The organism is Acinetobacter faecalis, assembly GCF_034187745.1.
Lineage (GTDB): Bacteria > Pseudomonadota > Gammaproteobacteria > Pseudomonadales > Moraxellaceae > Acinetobacter > Acinetobacter faecalis.
Genome location: NZ_JAXHPF010000005.1, coordinates 1 through 18,800, shown reverse-complemented (window position 1 = coordinate 18,800; position 18,800 = coordinate 1). Strand labels below are relative to the sequence as shown.

14 protein-coding genes, 4 tRNA genes and 1 riboswitch are annotated in these 18,800 nt (G+C 37.5%); of the genes, 16 read left to right on the top strand and 2 right to left on the bottom strand.

The annotated features are described in order from the left end of the window. Positions 1 to 13: 13 nt before the first annotated feature. A riboswitch (cobalamin riboswitch) is annotated at positions 14 to 218 on the bottom strand. A gap of 144 nt (positions 219 to 362) precedes the next feature. From SKM54_RS06660 to SKM54_RS06645, 4 genes are all read left to right on the top strand, one after another. After that, positions 363 to 1,004, top strand: a complete 642-nt coding sequence (locus SKM54_RS06660; RefSeq protein WP_321094837.1) for a phosphoribosylanthranilate isomerase — start codon at positions 363 to 365, stop codon at positions 1,002 to 1,004. Further along, positions 988 to 2,229, top strand: a complete 1,242-nt coding sequence (gene trpB / locus SKM54_RS06655; RefSeq protein WP_248101503.1) for a tryptophan synthase subunit beta — start codon at positions 988 to 990, stop codon at positions 2,227 to 2,229. The genes SKM54_RS06660 and trpB overlap by 17 nt, the downstream gene beginning before the upstream one ends. Positions 2,230 to 2,414: 185 nt before the next feature. After that, positions 2,415 to 2,945 (top strand): DUF1543 domain-containing protein, encoded by a 531-nt coding sequence (locus SKM54_RS06650; protein ID WP_311918248.1) that lies wholly within the window; start codon positions 2,415 to 2,417, stop codon positions 2,943 to 2,945. Between the two features lie 138 nt (positions 2,946 to 3,083). Further along, positions 3,084 to 4,076 carry a DUF2804 domain-containing protein gene (locus tag SKM54_RS06645; protein ID WP_248101508.1) on the top strand — a complete coding sequence of 331 codons (993 nt, stop codon included), beginning with the start codon at positions 3,084 to 3,086 and terminating at the stop codon, positions 4,074 to 4,076. 85 nt (positions 4,077 to 4,161) lie between these two features. On the opposite strand, the gene SKM54_RS06640 is transcribed toward SKM54_RS06645, so the two are convergent. Beyond that, on the bottom strand, positions 4,162 to 6,000 hold the full coding sequence (locus tag SKM54_RS06640; RefSeq protein ID WP_321089435.1) for a DUF3413 domain-containing protein: 1,839 nt from the start codon (positions 5,998 to 6,000) through the stop codon (positions 4,162 to 4,164). A gap of 202 nt (positions 6,001 to 6,202) precedes the next feature. Next, positions 6,203 to 7,534: a Na+/H+ antiporter NhaC family protein gene (locus SKM54_RS06635; RefSeq protein WP_321094835.1), complete on the bottom strand. Its 1,332-nt coding sequence runs from the start codon at positions 7,532 to 7,534 to the stop codon at positions 6,203 to 6,205. Between the two features lie 361 nt (positions 7,535 to 7,895). On the opposite strand from SKM54_RS06635, the gene trpA reads away from it, so the two are divergent. The 12 genes from trpA to SKM54_RS06575 all read left to right on the top strand — a co-directional run bounded on the left by trpA (position 7,896) and on the right by SKM54_RS06575 (position 18,620). After that, complete coding sequence (gene trpA, locus SKM54_RS06630) at positions 7,896 to 8,699, top strand: tryptophan synthase subunit alpha (protein WP_321094833.1); 804 nt, start codon at positions 7,896 to 7,898, stop codon at positions 8,697 to 8,699. Next, a complete protein-coding gene (accD, locus tag SKM54_RS06625; RefSeq protein WP_154772870.1) occupies positions 8,696 to 9,592 on the top strand; it encodes an acetyl-CoA carboxylase, carboxyltransferase subunit beta in 897 nt (298 codons plus the stop codon). The genes trpA and accD overlap by 4 nt, the downstream gene beginning before the upstream one ends. Further along, entirely contained in the window at positions 9,589 to 10,872 is a 1,284-nt protein-coding gene (folC, locus tag SKM54_RS06620) for a bifunctional tetrahydrofolate synthase/dihydrofolate synthase (protein WP_321094831.1), read from the top strand. The genes accD and folC overlap by 4 nt, the downstream gene beginning before the upstream one ends. After that, positions 10,869 to 11,897 carry an SPOR domain-containing protein gene (locus tag SKM54_RS06615; protein ID WP_321094828.1) on the top strand — a complete coding sequence of 343 codons (1,029 nt, stop codon included), beginning with the start codon at positions 10,869 to 10,871 and terminating at the stop codon, positions 11,895 to 11,897. The genes folC and SKM54_RS06615 overlap by 4 nt, the downstream gene beginning before the upstream one ends. 425 nt (positions 11,898 to 12,322) lie before the next feature. After that, positions 12,323 to 15,034, top strand: coding sequence for a preprotein translocase subunit SecA (gene secA, locus SKM54_RS06610; protein WP_321094826.1), 2,712 nt, complete (start codon positions 12,323 to 12,325; stop codon positions 15,032 to 15,034). 158 nt (positions 15,035 to 15,192) lie between these two features. Further along, positions 15,193 to 15,492 (top strand): hypothetical protein, encoded by a 300-nt coding sequence (locus SKM54_RS06605; RefSeq protein WP_321094824.1) that lies wholly within the window; start codon positions 15,193 to 15,195, stop codon positions 15,490 to 15,492. A gap of 156 nt (positions 15,493 to 15,648) precedes the next feature. Further along, on the top strand, positions 15,649 to 16,869 hold the full coding sequence (gene argJ, locus SKM54_RS06600; protein ID WP_321094822.1) for a bifunctional glutamate N-acetyltransferase/amino-acid acetyltransferase ArgJ: 1,221 nt from the start codon (positions 15,649 to 15,651) through the stop codon (positions 16,867 to 16,869). Between the two features lie 136 nt (positions 16,870 to 17,005). Beyond that, positions 17,006 to 18,079 (top strand): quinolinate synthase NadA, encoded by a 1,074-nt coding sequence (gene nadA / locus SKM54_RS06595; RefSeq protein WP_154772900.1) that lies wholly within the window; start codon positions 17,006 to 17,008, stop codon positions 18,077 to 18,079. Between the two features lie 144 nt (positions 18,080 to 18,223). Then, positions 18,224 to 18,300, top strand: a tRNA-Pro gene (locus SKM54_RS06590). 45 nt (positions 18,301 to 18,345) lie between these two features. Next, positions 18,346 to 18,422, top strand: a tRNA-Arg gene (locus SKM54_RS06585). 42 nt (positions 18,423 to 18,464) lie between these two features. Further along, positions 18,465 to 18,540 (top strand) — tRNA-His (locus tag SKM54_RS06580). 3 nt (positions 18,541 to 18,543) lie between these two features. Beyond that, positions 18,544 to 18,620: transfer RNA gene (locus SKM54_RS06575), tRNA-Pro, on the top strand. Positions 18,621 to 18,800: the final 180 nt, after the last annotated feature.

The following is an 18,800-nucleotide window of genomic DNA, read 5'->3' as shown; positions in this document are numbered from 1 at the left end:
CCGTGAATGATTGAGTTAAAGGGCACAATAAGCTGGTATCCGGACTTAAATGTGATCGAACTATCAATCTACTTATCCACCTTCCCACAAAAAATTGCAGTGGTGTAAATTGTTCAATTTATAAAGATAAGCTTTTCATTTTACCGTTGCGGGGGCAGTGTTGGATTCGCACCAACTTCCCTATAGCCATGGCTAAGACTTATTGCATTCGCGCGAAGTATAAAGTTAGCATGTGAAATACACAATCTTCGTCAAGAATATTGCGTATGAACTTTACGCAAGCTTGAAAAATTGCATTACAATGATTCGCCTTCAATATTTATAGATGGGCTATAAACAAGGCATGGCAAGAGCAACAAAACATGCGTACTCGTGTAAAAATATGTGGAATCACACGAATTCAAGATATTAAATCTGTTGTAGATGCTGGTGCAGATGCAATTGGCTTTGTATTTTTTCCACCAAGCCCTAGACATGTTAGTGTTGAATTAGCTCAAGAACTTGTAAAACATGTACCTGCTTATGTACAAACAGTTGGCTTATTTGTGAATGCATCTAGCGAAGAAATATTAGAAGTATTAAAAACAGTATCTTTAGATGTTATTCAATTTCATGGTGATGAATCACCTGAACAATGCCAACACATTGCGAAAGTTACAGGCAGACGTTGGTATAAAGCCATTCAAGTGAAACCAGATTTAGATGTAATTTCAATGATTAAGCAATATCAACAAGTGGGTGCAAGTGCTATGCTTTTGGATGCTTGGCATCCTGAGCTAAAAGGTGGGACAGGACATTCTTTTGATTGGTCACAGTTCCCACAACTTGATATTCCATTAATATTGGCAGGTGGATTAAAACCTGAAAATATTGAAAACGCTATAAAGACGACCAAGGCATATGCCGTAGATGTCAGCGGAGGCGTAGAGTCCGCAAAAGGTATAAAAGACCAACAACTCATTGAACAATTTATGCAAGGAGTCCATCGTGGATCAGCAAAATAAAAGTCATAACAGTCAAGTTGACTATACCCAATTCCCAGATCAAAAAGGGCATTTCGGTATTCATGGCGGACGTTTTGTGTCAGAGACTCTTATGGCGGCTTTAGAGGATTTAGAAAAACTCTATTTTCGCATGAAAGATGACGAACAGTTTCTGGCAGAATTTGACCGTGACTTGGCGTACTATGTCGGTCGCCCAAGTCCTTTATATTATGCAGAGCGATGGTCGAAAGAACTCGGTGGTGCACAAATTTACTTAAAACGTGAAGACTTAAACCATACAGGTTCTCACAAAATAAATAACACAATTGGTCAGGCGCTTCTTGCAAAACTTTCAGGTAAAAAACGTATTATTGCTGAAACAGGCGCAGGTCAACATGGTGTTGCAACAGCAACAATTGCAGCACGTTTAGGTCTTGAATGCGTTGTATTTATGGGGGCTGATGACGTTAAACGTCAAGCAATGAACGTATATCGTATGCGTTTGTTGGGTGCGACAGTTGTTCCTGTAGAAAGTGGCTCTAAAACATTAAAAGATGCCATGAACGAAGCAATGCGTGACTGGGTAACAAATGTTGATTCAACTTACTATGTAATTGGTACAGTTGCAGGTCCACATCCATACCCACAATTGGTACGTGATTTCCAATCGATTATTGGTCGTGAAGCACGTCGTCAAATTCAAGAACAAGCAGGTCGCTTACCTGATGCGCTTGTTGCTTGTGTCGGTGGTGGTTCAAATGCAATGGGCCTGTTCTATCCATTCTTAAATGACCAAGATGTGAAAATGTACGGTGTTGAAGCAGCAGGCTACGGCATTGAAACAGGTAAACATTCTGCACCGTTAAATGCAGGTCATGTGGGCGTACTTCATGGTAACCGTACTTATTTAATGTCTGATGATCAAGGTCAAATTATTGAAACGCATTCAATTTCAGCGGGTCTAGATTACCCTGGTGTTGGTCCTGAACACAGTTTCTTAAAAGATATGAACCGTGTTGAATATGTGCCAATTAATGACAATGAAGCGCTTCAAGGTTTCCGTGATTTAACGCAAATTGAAGGTATTATTCCTGCATTAGAAAGCTCTCATGCAATGGCATATGTAACGAAACTTGCGCCAACGATGTCTAAAGATCAAATTATTATTGCGACGGTTTCAGGTCGTGGTGATAAAGATTTAATGACAGTTGCACGTATTGATGGCGTGGAAATGGTAGAGATGTAATTTCCTTTAAGTCCTCTCCTTACAGGAGAGGGTTGGGGAGAGGTAATCCAAAGATTAATCGCACTCGAAAGTGCGATTTTTTATTGTCAAAAATAAATAAAATACTCATCTACGATTATTAAATGGCATGAAATATATAGCTGACGTATGATTAAATTCCTAGCCAAAAGCCAATGGAATTTTTTATGCCAAGCTTATTTATTGCCATGCTCGGTGGTCGTCATACACGTGCAAACACGGAAGTACATGATGTTGTGCTTGCAGTGGGCGAAACATTAAAAGATATCTACCCTCAATTAAAAAATGCATGGTTTGGTGAACAAAAAGGTTTACATATAGATGCTTGGGCAAAAATAAATAGTGTGGAATTTGAAGGTAGAAAATATCAAGTACAATTTAGTGATGCTGCACCAAATCAAGAAAATCAAAAACTATTTTTAATTAATTTAGGTGGCTATGATTCACGTGAATTTGGCGAGTTACATCGCTATGTTTTAGTGGTTGCACAAAATGCAATGGTCGCTAAACAAAAAGGTAAGGCATATTTTGCACAACATTGGCAAAAACAGCATACAGACCGAGTTTTAGATGTAGATGACTGTATTGCAATTGATCATGTCCATGGGCGTTATATTGAATTGGTAGAGTATGATTCTGCAAAAAGTATTGAAACTAACCATTGGGAAAATACATATCTGATGCTAGATGAACACTGATTATGAGTCTATTATTTATGGCAAATTCACATAATTCATATAGGTTTTGAATATTGAGTGTTAATTTGCTATTTTAAAAATATGAGGTGTTAAAGCCTTTAAAATTGTATGGATTTAAGTGATTAAGGATTGTCAAAAATGGATTTGATTCAATCGAATGGACAGCCTCGTTATGGTCGCTTTTCAGAACTACCATTAAGTATTGATGTTAGTAAATACGATTATAAAACACCATATGGAAATTCTTTAGTCGGGTGGCGTAAGCGTCTAAAATATAAAAAATTTAAATTTTGTTCTATTCAACATGAACATTACAGTATAGGTGTTGCGATTGTTGATATTGCATGGGCAGGGCACGGTTTTTTCTATATTTATGATCATGAACGTAATGATGTTTTAGAATGGAATGCGATAAATGCATTTGCTAGAAATACAAAACTCGATGAACAGCCTCTATTTAATCAAAGTTATTTTTTAAATAATCCTTATCAAATTGAAATGCAGCATGCGAATGGGGCACGTTATATCACCGTATCAAAATATGGTGAAATTATTTTAAGTGTTAGAACATTTTGTGCTGGAACAACACCTCTAAGCTTGTGTAGCCCAAATGGTATTAATGGTTGGACGTATACGCAAAAATTAACCACGCTTGCTTGTGAGGGATTTTTCAAGAATAAGAAAGGTCAGGTTATTCAATTTAATGATCGTACTTTTGTTGCTTTAGATGATACTTGTGGTTTTTTAAGACCTGAAACAGCGTGGTTTTGGTTATCTTGTAATTTTTGGGATGAGCAAAATAATCGTATAGGCATTAACTTAGCATCAGGTGTAAATGAAAGCTTTGGTAATGAAAATAGCTTGTGGGTGAATGGTCAGTTATATGCATTATCTGATGTTTTATTTCAGCAAGTTTCAGATGCGCAGTGGATAATTCAATCTTTAGATGAATCTTTAAATTTGACCGTTACGACGGGCTGGCGCCGTTATGAAAATTTAAATTTAAGATTGGTTGGAAGTCAGTTTAGTCAGTGGCAAGCCAAGATTAGTGGCACTGTTTTACAAGATGGTCAAAAAATTATTTTTAATGAACAATATGGCTTAATTGAACAGCATTATGCGAAATGGTAGTTATAGATTTTCGTGAATTGAGTTAAAACTCAAGCAATAAAAAAGGCTTCTTAAAGAAGCCTTTTTATTTGGTGTTATTTCGCGCTTATTTATTAAAGCGACTCATTTGTTCTAAAGCACTTTGTAAATATTGACCATTAAATTGCTGACCTTTAATCGGTTTATTCGACTTGTCTAAGAACTCATATTGACCCACAGCACCAACTTCTAAAATATCTTGCTTGGTGATTACTGCATAACGACTATAACCTGATGCAAGAATCCAATCACGTTTTACTTCTGAGCTCATCAAGTCTTCACCTACAGAGTAATCTTTGATGTTATTGGTCACGCCTAAATAATGTTTCATAAGCGTTGGTACGACATCTTGATGACTTGTAAATGTATCATCACTCCAATTCATAATGCCCGAAGTATTGATTTTTGGACCAATAATTGCAAAAGGAACTTTGACTTGAGGATCTGTAAAGTTGCCATTATGACCCCAGAAATTTTCCATGTTGTCATTTACTTCTTGACCATGATCGCCTGTAATAATTACAAGCGTATTTTCTTCATCACCTGAGGCTTTAATTTTATCTAGTACTTGTTTCACAATGCTATCGACATAATGAACGCTTGTTTTATAGCGATTCATCATTAAAGAGCGATCTGTATCATTGCTAAGTTTTAGATAATTCACTTCTTCAAGCATTGGCTTAAATTGATGAGGATAGTCATTTGGGAAAGCATATCCATGAGGTGAATCGTAGAATAAGAATGAGAAAGTTGGTTTGTTTTTATCGCGTTTATCGAACCATGTTAACCAGTCCTGCGTTAAACCGACATCTAAACCATCAGGAGAGCGGCCTGCAGAACTAATACGTAAATTTGGTACTTTGGCGAATACAGTACGATCAAATTCTGGATTTGTGAGTTTAGCGGCAGCAAAAATACCTAATTGATAGTCCATAGCTTGTAAACGATCCATGAAGACTGGAGTTTTACGATTTGATAAAACGCTATGCCAATATGTACCTGGGATGCCGTAAAATAAACCAAAAATTCCTGTACGAGTTGCGCTACCAGTGGATAAATGATTTTGTAATATTTTACCTTTTTGTGCGTATGCCCACATATTTGGGCTAACTTCTGCATTGAAGGTATCTGCACGCCAAGAATCCACCACAATAAACACGATGTTAGTTGGTTTGCTTACAGGTTGAGCTTGAATTGGCTGTAACGGATAGTTCAAATCACTATTACTGGTGATTTTCATCTCTTGTTGTTTTTTAATTGCCTCTTCATCAATCCAACCCATTTTACGCATAGTTGCTGTTGAAGATGATGGCTGGAACAATGGTAAATATTTTTTGGTCATGGTTACAGGTTGATAGACATTAGCTGCCGCCCAAATGTGAATACCATGAGAAATTAATAGGGTAATAAAGGTGATCCAAGCAAATTTTTTACCCAGTTTCCAATGTGGAAGTGGAATGTTTTTATCTAATTTTACAATCAATGTGTACTGTAAAGCCCACAACGCTAAAATGCCGAAAATGGTCATGAGCCATGTAGATAATGGAAAGCTTACAACTTGCCCTGACATCACAAGTTCAAGCATCACCATACTGATATGGAAACGATATTGAGAAAAAACAATCGTATCAATAAACAGTGTAATTAAGATGAAAGAGCTTATGCCTGAAATAATTAAACGACGAGCAATTGTCGGAAGTAACAACAATGGAATTAGGATTAAACCAATAAGTGCAGTTAATGTTGCCATATGAGATATGACACTCGACACTAAAAAGCTAAAACCTAAAAGATCGCTTGGAATTTCAGGCATCACAAAGAAGTATCTGCAAGCAATTAACATTGCAATAATTGCATTTACCGCAATGAAGTATCCATGACTATGTAGTTTTGTTTTAAAAGGCATAAACAGCACGCTTTGATATGAATTAGGTGGGTTAAGCTAAAGGCTCAACTTTTAAAGGGGGATATAATAAACTTAAAAAGTGGTTTGTTGAATAAAAACTATTCGTCACAGAATTATGTGGTGTTATTTGATCAAATATTACAAAGATATACGGATAAATAAACAGTCATAAAAAAGCGGTCATATAGACCGCTTAGAAACTTTAGGCTTGTTTAAATTTTGGATAATGGAAAATAATGGCGAATACCGCAAATATGGCAAGTACCCAACAGTAATAAATACTTCCAATAAGTTCCACTGGTGATATTTTTGCAATAGAGCATGCTAATAGAAGTTGTGCACCATAAGGAATTAAGCCTTGAATTACGCAAGAAAAAATATCCAATAATGCTGCAGCACGTTTAGGATTTACGCCATATTCTTTAGCAACTTCTCGTGCCATATCTCCAGATAAAATAATAGCAACTGTGTTATTGGCAACAAATAAGTTAGAGAAAATCACAAGAAGGCTAATTCCAATTTCACCTGCACGTTGCCTACCAACTTTAAATAATTGAGTGATTTTATAAATACGTTGAATGAGCCATTCTAAACCGCCTTCCTTTTGCATAATGGCAGATAAGCCACCTAAGAACATAGAAAGTAGAGCCACTTCGAACATGCTTACAAAACCATCATAAATGGCATTGTTAAACTTTAAAACGTTAAAGCTTGATGAATCAACTAAGCCAATAATTCCAGATAGAATTACACCAATGGTTAAAACTGCCAATACATGCAAACGTGTGAATGCCAGAATAAATACAGTAACATAAGGAAGAATTAGCCAAAGGTCATAATCTTTATATGTAATTGCTTGAGAGCTTTGTGTGAGCATCATGTATATAAAAATAGTAATAATTGATGCAGGAACAGCAATCCAAACATTGACCTTAAATTTATCTCGAAGTTGAACCTTCTGACTGTTTGTTGCGGCAATTGTTGTATCAGAAATCATAGATAAATTATCGCCAAACATTGCTCCGCCAACGACTGCACCAATGGCTAAAACAGGTGCAATATCTGTTGCTTGAGAAAAGCCAAAAGCAATAGGCGCACATGCTGCAATGGTTCCCATAGATGTTCCCATTGCTGTTGCAATAAATGCAGCAATTAGAAATAGCATTGGAAGTACAAAAGAAGGAGGGATGATAGATAAACCAAATTGCACAGTTGCATCTACGCTACCAATTGCACTACTTGTACTGGCAAATGCACCTGCAAGCATAAAGACCATAAACATTAGAATTAAGTTTGGATGGCTTGCACCTTTTAGAAACTCTTCAATGCCGATGTTTAGCTTATCTCGATACAATAAAACAGCCACAATAATTGCAGGAATAGCTGCGACAGGTGCCTTAATTTGGTAAAAAGCAAACTCTGTTCCAATGATGGAGTGATAAATGCCACTGCCTAAAAACAACGATAAAAAAACAATAAGAGGTAGCAATGCAATTGCGCGAGCATGCACTTTTGTTGAGTGATGGGAGGTCATAGGAGATAAAAAAGAGAAGAATGCTATTAGTATAATGCAGGTTTTGCTATTTCAGTCATTTTTAAATGTAATTGCTAAGCAATTTATTTTTATCAATATTTTTAAATAAATCTAAGTTTATCTAAATGATTGGAAAATTTAGAAAAGCGAAAAATAGGCATCTTTGATCATTGTGTAAAAAAACGAAATATCGGTAAATGTATCTTTCGGATTGTTCTGAGCGAGAATATTTGCAAATGGAATATCAAAAGCAAGAATTGAGAGCTATTCATCGAGTAAAAAATAGCGTTACAATGCATTGTCTTGTATTTCTACAAAAGCAACTCCTCAGTTTTAAATAATTCAAGGAATGTACAACCCTATGTCACGTTTAGCCACTCGATTTGCACAACTTAAATCTCAACAGCGTAAGGCTTTAGTTTCGTATGTCATGGCAGGTGACCCTCAACCGCAAGTAACTGTTACATTATTGCATAATATGGTTGAAGCAGGGGTAGATGTGATTGAACTTGGACTTCCATTTTCAGACCCTATGGCAGATGGTCCAGTCATTGCCCTTGCAGCAGAACGTGCATTGGCAGGTGGAACAAATACCCTAGATGCTTTGAATATGGTGAAAGAGTTCCGTCAAAAAGATACAGAAACACCAGTTGTTTTAATGGGTTATTTAAATCCTGTTGAAGTTCTTGGTTATGAAAAATTTGTATCTTATGCCAATGAATGTGGTGTAGATGGTGTTCTACTTGTGGATTTACCACCTGAAGAAGCTCACGATCTAAATGTTGTTTTGAAAAAGTTTGATATGGATCAAATTTTCTTATTAGCACCAACATCCACAGAACAACGAATTAAACACGTTGTGAAACAGGCAAGTGGTTTTATCTACTATGTATCTTTGAAAGGGGTTACAGGTGCGGCAACATTAGATGTTTCTGAAGTTACTGCACGTATCCAAAAAATTAAAACTGAAACAAATATTCCAGTTGGTGTTGGTTTTGGTATTAGCGATGCTGCCTCTGCAAAAGCAATTGGTGGTGTGGCAGATGCTGTAATTGTTGGAAGTGCTTTTGTAAAACAATTTGCGAACTTAACACCAGAACAAGCCGCTATAGAAACGGTTAATAAAGTTAAGGAGCTTCGAGCTGCGCTCGATGAGTTAGTATGAGTCAAGAAGTGAAAACAGGGAAGATTCTTAGCCCTACTACGCCGTGGACAGATCGTGCTGTTCCAAGTATTCATGTTCCAGATGAACAAGAAGTCTATAAATCTACATTTACAGAACCAACTATTGAATGTCCTGAGTGTCATTCTTTAGTTACACGTACAGCAATGTCTTTCAATGCTTATGTTTGTCCACAATGTGATGAACATTTACGTATGAAAGCTCGTGAACGTTTAACTTGGTTCTTTGATCAAGTAGATAACGAACTTGGTCAGGAATTTAAAGCCAAAGATCCGCTTAAGTTTGTAGATAGCAAGGCTTATCCAGACCGTATGTCTGAAGCTCAAGCTAAAACTGGTGAAACTGAAGCATTGGTTGTAATGCAAGGTACTTTGAAAAATGTATCTATGATTGCATGTGCTTTTGAGTTTGACTTTATGGGTGGCTCAATGGGTACAGTTGTTGGTGACCGTTTTGTACAAGCTGCTGAACGTGCTATTCAATCTAAACAAGCTTTAATTTGCTTTGCTGCTTCTGGTGGCGCACGTATGCAAGAAGGCATGTTGTCTCTTATGCAAATGGCACGTACATCTGCTGCAATTCAACGTATGAAAGAAGCTGGTTTACCGTACATTGTGGTATTAACACATCCAGTTTATGGCGGTGTAACTGCATCATTAGCAATGTTAGGTGATGTTCATATTGCAGAACCTAAAGCAATGATTGGTTTTGCGGGTAAACGAGTAATTGAACAAACAGTACGTGAAAAATTGGAAGAACCGTTCCAACGTGCTGAGTATTTACTTGATCATGGTGTAATCGATCAAATCGTACACCGTCATGCATTACGTGATACTGTATATCGCATTGTGACGAAATTGATGAATTTGCCTTGAATAAAGCACCACTTGCGACAGACTGTTTAAACACATGGCTCGATTATTGGAGCCATGTTCACGTTACGGGTATTGATTTAGGTTTGGAACGCGTTATTCCTGTTGCTGAAAAGCTGGGTGTAACAAGTCCTCGAGCAAAAGTTTTTACTGTTGCAGGAACAAATGGTAAAGGCTCAACGACAACAACTTTGGCAGCGATATTAAAAGCCCAGGGTTATAATGTTGGACTTTACCAATCTCCGCATATTTACCGTTTTAATGAACGTGTAAAATTATCGGGAATAGAAGTAGATGACCAAACACTGGTCGATGCCTTTGTTCAAGTTGATATTGCACGCCGTGAATGTGATTTATCTTTATCATTCTTTGAAGCAACTACACTTGCAGCTTTTGTAATCTTTAAAGATCAACAATGTGATGCGTGGGTGCTTGAAGTTGGTTTAGGTGGTCGTTTAGATGTTGTAAATGTTGTAAACCCAAATGTTGCTGTTATTACCAATATCGGTTTAGATCATACAGATTGGTTGGGCGATACCATTGAGAAAATTGCTTTTGAAAAAGCAGGAATTATTCGTTCGAATATTCCAGTTATTTTTGGTGGATCTCAAGATATTCCGCAAGCAATTCTAAATAAAGCTCAAGAATGTAATGCACCTTTATATGCGGTAAATCGTGATTATTTTTATCGCTTTACTGAAGATGGTCAGGCGTGGATGTTTGCATCTACGGGTTGTACATTAAAGTTGCCATTAGGTTCATTGGCACTAGAAAATATTTCAACTGCTGTTGCTGCCATTTTGGTAAGCGGTTTAGAAATAAAACAAGAAGCTATTGAAGACGGTATTCAGCAAGCTAAATTAGCAGGTCGATTTGAAATTCGACAAATAAAAAATAAGACTGTAATTTTTGATGCAGGACATAATCCGCATGGTGTTGAGTTCTTATTAAAACAATTGAAAAACTATTTGAATTACAATAAACAGTTCACTGAAGTCGTGAGTGTTTTCTCGATGTTGACAGATAAAGACATAAATTCTGTTGCACAGTTGTTGAAAGATACTGTATTAATGTGGAAAATTGCACAATTAACAGTCCCTCGAGCAGCAGAAATTTCTCAACTTGATGATGCGCTGAAAGGACAAAATATAGAACACTTTGAAAGTGTTAAATTGGCATTTAAATCGGCACTTGATGAATCAAAAAATAATCAGCTGATTTTGGTGTGTGGATCATTCCATACATTAGAAGCCGTATGGGAGTATTTGGAAGAATGTCAATGAATAACAAGCAACGCTGGATGGGTGGCGTTGTTTTATTAGGTGGTGGTGTTTTATTGGCGGCCTTACTTCTAAAAGGCAAGGAAGAAATACATCAAAATAATGTCAATGCACCGCAACAAGTTGAGCTTGCTCAGCAAACACAACAAAAAACTACTGAAAGTGAAATGATTCAACTTCAGCCTTTAACTGTGGATGTTGAAACAGAAAAACGTTTACTTGAAGAGCAGAAGCGTTCACGTGAAAAAGCGGTTGCAGAACAAGAAGCACGGGCAGCAGAGTTTTTAGCAACTCAGCAACAAGCTGAAGCTGAAGCTGCACGTAAAGCCGCAGAAGAATATGCTGCAATTAATGCACATCGTAACGGTGTAAATCAAAGTTCAGACAATATTCCACCAGAACTCATTGAAGATGAAAAAGCAAAGCAGAAACGTTTAGCTGAAGAAAAACTTGCGGCTCAAAAGAAATTGGAGCAACAAAAGGCAAATCAGTTAAAGGCGGATGATGCCAAGAAAGAAGCTGAGAAAAAACGTCAAGCTGAATTAGCCCGTCAAGCGGAACAAAAGAAATTAGCTGAAGCTGAGGCAAAGCAAAAAGCCAATGAAAAGTTGAAAGCTGAAGAAAAACGTAAAGCAGACGAGAAGAAAAAAGAAGAGCAGCGTAAAGCTGAAGAAAAAAGTAAGGCTGAAGAAAAACGCAAAGCGGATGAGAAACGTAAAGCCGAAGAAAAGAAAAATGCCGAGGCTAAAAAAGCACGGGATTTACTCGAAAATGGCGATAAGCAGTGGATGGTACAAGTTGCGCTTGCTGCAAATGAAGCAAATGCAGATGCTGTAGCTGCAAAACTTCGGGCAAAAGGCTACAAAGTAACGAAGAGTCCAACATCTAAAGGGATTCGAATTATGGTTGGGCCATCTAAAGACCGTGAAACTGCCGATGCGTCACGTAAGAAAATTGCGGCTGATGCAAGTTTAGGAATGAAATCTGCTTGGGTAATTGATTGGGTGCCTTTAGAAAAACGCAATTAATTTAATTATTCATTGTTGAAAGTAAAAAAAGGATTCGACTCGTTTTAGTTGAATCCTTTTTTGTTTGAAAAGATTGAAGTTATTAATAGGAAAGTAAAAGTATTTTATTGCATTGGATTGATTCATTTTTTGTAATATTTTTGGATAAAACAAGAAGGTTAATTTATAAAATATTTAATGACTTATTTCTAAATAGGATATGTCAGTTTTTATTGAATAAAAAAACAAACGAGAAAATCAGGACTTATCTATATATAGAAAGATTAAAATTTGATACATTGTTGGCACTTAGATTTCAGTGCTTAGTAACGCGAAGATTATTTTTATATTGGTTTTGTGCAAAACCCTTGTACTTCAAATTTCTAGCACCATAATAAAGACTAAGAAAAACTTATTTTGATAAGCAAGATTTAGAGAGTCTATTCATGTTGGCAAGTCTGATCGGAGGAATCTTCGGTACTAAAAATGAGCGCGAACTTAAACGCATGCGCAAAATTGTTGAAAAAGTTAATGCGCTCGAGCCGACGATATCAGCTTTAAGTGATGCGGACTTATCTGCAAAAACCGAAGAATTTAAACAACGCTATAACAAGGGCGAAAGCCTAGATAAGCTATTACCAGAAGCGTTTGCAGTCTGCCGCGAAGCAGCAAAACGTATTATGGGAATGCGTCATTATGATGTTCAGTTAGTAGGTGGTATTACACTTCACGAAGGTAAAATTGCAGAAATGCGTACCGGTGAAGGTAAAACGCTTATGGGTACGCTTGCTTGCTATTTAAATGCAATTAGTGGTCAAGGTGTTCACGTAATTACCGTGAATGACTATTTGGCGCAACGTGATGCTGAATTAAACCGTCCATTATTCGAATTCTTAGGTTTAAGCATTGGTGTTATTTACTCAATGCAAGATCCAATGGAAAAATCTGAAGCTTACAAAGCAGATATTACCTACGGTACAAATAACGAATTTGGCTTTGATTACCTTCGTGACAACATGGTGTTTTCTTTAGGTGAAAAGAAACAACGTGGTTTAGTTTATGCAATTATCGATGAGGTCGATTCGATCTTAATTGATGAAGCACGTACTCCATTGATTATTTCGGGTCAAAGTGAAGATTCTTCACAGCTTTATGCGGCAATTAATGCGATTCCGCCAAAATTGAAGCCACAGAAAGAAGAAAAAGTGGCAGATGGTGGACATTTCTGGATTGATGAGAAACAACGTTCAGTTGAAATGACTGAAATTGGTTTTGAAACAGTTGAAGATGAACTGATTTCAATGGGTTTATTAGCAGAAGGTGAGAGTTTATATTCATCTTCTAACTTAAACCTTGTTCATCACGTGACGGCTGCAATTCGTGCACATTATTTATATCAACGTAATGTTCAATACATCATTAACGATGGTGAAATCATTATTGTCGATGAAAATACAGGTCGTACGATGCCAGGTCGTCGTTGGTCTGAAGGTTTGCATCAAGCAGTAGAAGCGAAAGAAGGCTTAGAAATTCAGCCTGAAAACCAAACTTTGGCAACAACAACATTCCAAAACTATTTCCGTTTATACAGAAAATTATCTGGTATGACGGGTACTGCAGATACTGAAGCTGCAGAAATGAAAGAAATTTATGGTTTAGATGTTGTTCTTATTCCTACACACCGCCCAATGGTGCGTAAAGATGAAAACGATTTAATTTATTTAAATCGTAACGGCAAATATTCTGCAATTATTAAAGAAATTCAACGCATTCATGAATCAGGTGTTGCGCCAATTCTTATTGGTACTGCAACTATTGAAGCATCTGAAATTTTATCGGATAAGCTAAAAGAAGCTGGTATTACACATGAAGTATTAAATGCGAAACAGCATGAGCGTGAAGCAGATATTATTGCGCAAGCGGGTGCTCCGCGTGCAGTAACTATTGCAACAAACATGGCGGGTCGTGGTACAGATATTCTTTTGGGTGGTAACTGGAAAGCATTACTTGCCAAAATTGAAAACCCAACGGCTGAAGATGAAGCTCGTTTAAAAGCTGAGTGGGAAAAGAACCACGATGCTGTACTTGCATCTGGTGGTTTACACATTATTGGTTCAGAACGTCATGAATCACGTCGTATTGATAATCAGCTTCGTGGTCGTGCAGGTCGTCAAGGTGACCCAGGTGTTTCACGTTTCTACTTATCTCTTGAAGATGACTTAATGCGTATTTTCGCAGGTGATCGTATTGTAAGTATGATGCGTGCGATGGGCTTAACGGAAGATGAAGCGATTGAACACAAAATGGTGTCTCGCTCTATTGAAAATGCACAGCGTAAAGTAGAAGCACGTAACTTCGATATTCGTAAAAACTTATTGAAATACGATGATGTAAACAACGAACAACGTAAGATTATTTATTCTCAACGTGATGAAATTCTTGCTGAAAGTACACTTCAAGAATACGTTGAAGAAATGCATCAAGAAGTTGTGAAAGGTTTAATAGCAAACTACATTCCACCAGAATCTATTCACGATCAATGGGATATTCCAGGTTTGGAAGCAGCGTTGCGTGAAGACTTTGGCGTTGAAATGGAAATTACGCGTTGGCTTGAAGAAGACCGTCGTTTAGACGAAGAAGCTTTGGTTGAACGTATTTACGATGAAATTTTACAACGCTATCGTAGCCGTCGTGAACAAATGGGTGCAGAGTCAGCAGCAATGCTTGAACGTCATTTCATGTTGGGTTCGCTAGATCGTCATTGGAAAGATCATCTTGCAGCAATGGATTATTTGCGCCAAGGTATTCATTTACGTGGTTATGCACAAAAGAATCCTGAGCAAGAATACAAAAAAGAAGCATTTAACTTATTTATTAATATGTTAGGTGTGATTAAGTCTGATGTTGTAATGGACTTATCACGTGTTCACGTTCCAACAGCAGAAGAGTTAGCTGCATTGGAAGCACAGCAACAAGCACAAGCTGAAGCAATGAAACTTAATCTGTCTCATTCTGAAGTACCTGATTTTGATTTTGAAGCAGCTGAAACAGAATTTACGCCTGTTGAAAATCAAGAGATTGTTGCACCTGCAAGCCGAAATGCGCCATGTCCATGTGGTTCTGGTATGAAGTACAAACAATGTCACGGTAAAATTTAATTTATATTGAATTTTATTTAACAAAAAAGCAGAGCAAAATGTTCTGCTTTTTTGTTATGAATAGAGCTAAATTAATTGAGTGAGTTTCAAGAGTTGTTGATGTTCACTTTATTAAGTGGTATTTAATGGCAGATTGAAATTTAGATATGGGAAATACAATGAAAATAGTATTAAAAACATTCGTGATTGCTGCATTGGCAATTCCAACACTTTCATTTGCAAATACGGCTAAATCGACTTCACAAGCACAAGTTGTAGATGGAAAGGTAACTGTTGCAAGCCCACGTACAGGTATCAGATACACTATAGATAATCCACATCAACGTCCTGTATCAATTCAAACTGAAGCAATTGCAGCAGCAACATCGGCAACAGTAAATCGAATTGTTGCATCTAATCCTGCTTTATCTGAAGAAAGTCAGCAAGTTGCTAAAAAAGCATTATTGGTTGCACAATAATTAAAAATTATTAGATATTTAAAACCAGCGACTAAGCTGGTTTTTTTATAAATAAAATAGAAGAAAGTTACACTCTTGCTTTGCTTTTGCTCGATTTTTCAATGAATTTCTAATAAGCTGTGGTTTTCTATATAAAACTACATTGGAAATTTCAAAATGGCTGTAGGTGACGTATCTATGCCGCAAATGCATGCGGTGAAAGGTGTAAAAATTGGTTCGGCAGAAGCGTATGTACGTTACCAGAACCGACGTGACCTTGTTATTTTTGAATTTACAGAAGGTTCAAATGTTGCAGGTGTATTTACGCAAAATGCATTTTGTGCCGCGCCTGTACATATTTCTAAAGCACATCTTAAAATTACTAACCCACGTTACCTTGTAATTAATACAGGAAATGCCAATGCGGGTACGGGTAAAACGGGGATAGCAAATGCAGAAGCGACTTGTGCAAAGCTAGCAGAACTTGCGGGCGTATCTAGATCTGAAGTTCTTCCATTTTCTACAGGTGTGATTGGTGAGCAACTTCCAATTGAACGTTTAGTAAATGGTTTACAGCCTGCTTTAGAAAGCCTCAATGAAAACGCTTGGTTAGATGCTGCAACAGGCATTATGACGACAGATACAACACCAAAAGGTGCATCTGAGCAGTTTGAAATAGATGGTGTTACGTACACTATGACAGGTATTTCAAAAGGTGCAGGCATGATTCGCCCAAATATGGCGACTATGTTGAGCTATGTGGCTACAGATGCGCCAATTAGTCGTGAGCTAGTACAACAACTTTTAAATGAAACAGTGAATGTATCTTTTAATCGTATTACGGTAGATGGTGATACATCAACAAACGATTCATGTATCTTTGTTGCGACAGGTCAAGCAGGTGGTGCTGAAATTACATCACCTGAAGATGTACGTTATTCAAAAGTTTTAGAAGTTTTAACACGTGTAATGAAACGTCTAGCACAATTGATTGTGCGTGATGGTGAAGGCGCAACTAAATTTATTACTGTTGCTGTTGAGGGTGGTGAAAACACTCAAGAATGTTGCGATATTGCATATAGCATTGCACACTCACCTTTAGTTAAAACGGCAATTTTCGCATCAGATCCAAACTGGGGACGTATTTTAGCTGCAATTGGTTATGCAGGCGTTCCTAATTTAGATGTTGAAAAAATTCAAGTTTGGTTAGATGATGTGCAAATCTGTAAAGATGGTGGTGCAGCAGAAGATTATACGGAAGAAGCTGGTGCCCGCGTTATGGCTCAGGCTGAAATGACCATTCGAGTTGATTTAGGTCGAGGTCAAGCCAAAGATACGGTATATACCTGCGATTTGTCATATGACTACGTAAAAATTAATGCAGATTATCGTTCATAAAATTTAATATAAAAAGCCTCCGTTGAGAGGCTTTTTTATAACTATTGTTTTTTACTTACTGGTCAAGAAAATAAAATTGACTGGATGTTGGGATCGCTTACAGCAAGTAAGCAATATGGATAGAGAAGACGTTGTTATGAATAATGCGACCAATTTAATTGCCAATGACGCTAAATCAATTGTGCAGGCGCATTTAGATCGCTTAGGTGAATCTAAAGACTCTCATTTAACTGAAGAAGTTAAACAAGAGAAATTTGCCCAAATAAAAGCAGAATTAGAAAAGCAAAATGCAGTATTGGTTGCGCATTATTATTGTGATCCTGAAGTACAAGAGTTAGCAGAGCTAACAGGTGGTTGTGTTTCAGACTCATTAGAAATGGCACGTTTTGGTCGCGATCATCCCGCAAAAACACTTGTGGTTGCAGGCGTAAAATTTATGGGTGAAACATCTAAAATTTTATCCCCTGAAAAAACGGTGCTTATGCCAACTTTAGAAGCAACTTGTTCTTTAGATTTGGGCTGTCCTGTAGATGAGTTCACTAAGTTTTGTGATGAGCATCCAGATTATACCGTTGTGGTATATGCAAATACCTCTGCGGCAGTTAAAGCGCGTGCAGATTGGGTAGTAACGTCAAGTTGTGCTGTAGAAATTATTGAACACCTAGATAGTTTGGGTGAAAAAATTATTTGGGCACCAGATCAGCATTTAGGGCGTTATATCCAAAAGAAAACAGGTGCCGATATGTTGCTTTGGGATGGTTCATGTATTGTGCATGAGGAATTCCGAGCGCGTGGTATTGAAACCATGAAAGCTTTATATCCAGATGCTGCAGTTTTAGTTCATCCAGAATCACCTGAATCTGTAATTGAAGTGGCGGATGCTGTTGGAAGTACCTCTCAATTAATTAAAGCAGCAGAAACATTGCCACATGAAAGACTTATTGTTGCTACAGACCGAGGTATTTTCTACAAAATGCAACAGGCAGTACCAAATAAGATACTTATTGAAGCACCAACAGCAGGTGAAGGGGCAACGTGTCGTTCTTGCGCACATTGTCCATGGATGGCAATGAATGAATTGGATGGAATTTTAGAAGTATTGCAAAAAAAGGATCAAGAAATTTTTGTTGATTCTGCTTTAGCAACACGTGCTAAACTGCCTTTAGATCGAATGTTGAGCTTTAGTGCTGCATTGAAACAACAAAATTGATTGAAAAATATCTAAAATGCTTGATAAATAAACGGTTGAAGCATTTTTTTGATTTTTTTTAAATATAGGTGTTGACGTCTTTGGGCGTCGCGCCTAGAATGCACACCGTACCGAACGAGATGTTCGATACAAGCTGAGATGAATCGGAGCATAGCACAGCCTGGTAGTGCACCTGGTTTGGGACCAGGGGGTCGTAGGTTCGAATCCTACTGCTCCGACCAATTCCTCAAGGCAAAGAAAGCTTGATATTTTATATCAGCGGTAATGCGCCTGTAGCTCAGTTGGATAGAGCATCCGCCTTCTAAGCGGATGGTCACAGGTTCGAATCCTGTCAGGCGCGCCATTTGGTTCGTTTGATTATAGAATCTGAAAGCTTGTTGTAACGGTGATTGTAGCTCAGTTGGTAGAGCCCCGGATTGTGATTCCGGTTGTCGTGGGTTCGAGCCCCATCATTCACCCCAATTCGGAGCATAGCACAGCCTGGTAGTGCACCTGGTTTGGGACCAGGGGGTCGTAGGTTCGAATCCTACTGCTCCGACCACTTTCTTAAAGTGGTCATAAAAATATACCGCGTTTAGCGGTTTTTTTATGCCTGAAATTTGGCGATTTATAAAAATGAATAAATATAACTAAAAAATGTTTGTTTCTTTATTGTTGATATATTTCCTTGATTCCTTGATTCCTTGATTCCTTGATTCCTTGATTCCTTGATTCCTTGATT

Coding starts and splice junctions, on each gene's coding strand:
- SKM54_RS06660 (WP_321094837.1), top strand. CDS start 363: ATGCGTACTCGTGTAAAAATATGTGGAATCACACGAATTCAAGATATT.
- SKM54_RS06650 (WP_311918248.1), top strand. CDS start 2,415: ATGCCAAGCTTATTTATTGCCATGCTCGGTGGTCGTCATACACGTGCA.
- SKM54_RS06645 (WP_248101508.1), top strand. CDS start 3,084: ATGGATTTGATTCAATCGAATGGACAGCCTCGTTATGGTCGCTTTTCA.
- SKM54_RS06640 (WP_321089435.1), bottom strand. CDS start 6,000: ATGCCTTTTAAAACAAAACTACATAGTCATGGATACTTCATTGCGGTA.
- SKM54_RS06635 (WP_321094835.1), bottom strand. CDS start 7,534: ATGACCTCCCATCACTCAACAAAAGTGCATGCTCGCGCAATTGCATTG.
- trpA (WP_321094833.1), top strand. CDS start 7,896: ATGTCACGTTTAGCCACTCGATTTGCACAACTTAAATCTCAACAGCGT.
- accD (WP_154772870.1), top strand. CDS start 8,696: ATGAGTCAAGAAGTGAAAACAGGGAAGATTCTTAGCCCTACTACGCCG.
- SKM54_RS06615 (WP_321094828.1), top strand. CDS start 10,869: ATGAATAACAAGCAACGCTGGATGGGTGGCGTTGTTTTATTAGGTGGT.
- secA (WP_321094826.1), top strand. CDS start 12,323: ATGTTGGCAAGTCTGATCGGAGGAATCTTCGGTACTAAAAATGAGCGC.
- SKM54_RS06605 (WP_321094824.1), top strand. CDS start 15,193: ATGAAAATAGTATTAAAAACATTCGTGATTGCTGCATTGGCAATTCCA.
- argJ (WP_321094822.1), top strand. CDS start 15,649: ATGGCTGTAGGTGACGTATCTATGCCGCAAATGCATGCGGTGAAAGGT.
- nadA (WP_154772900.1), top strand. CDS start 17,006: ATGAATAATGCGACCAATTTAATTGCCAATGACGCTAAATCAATTGTG.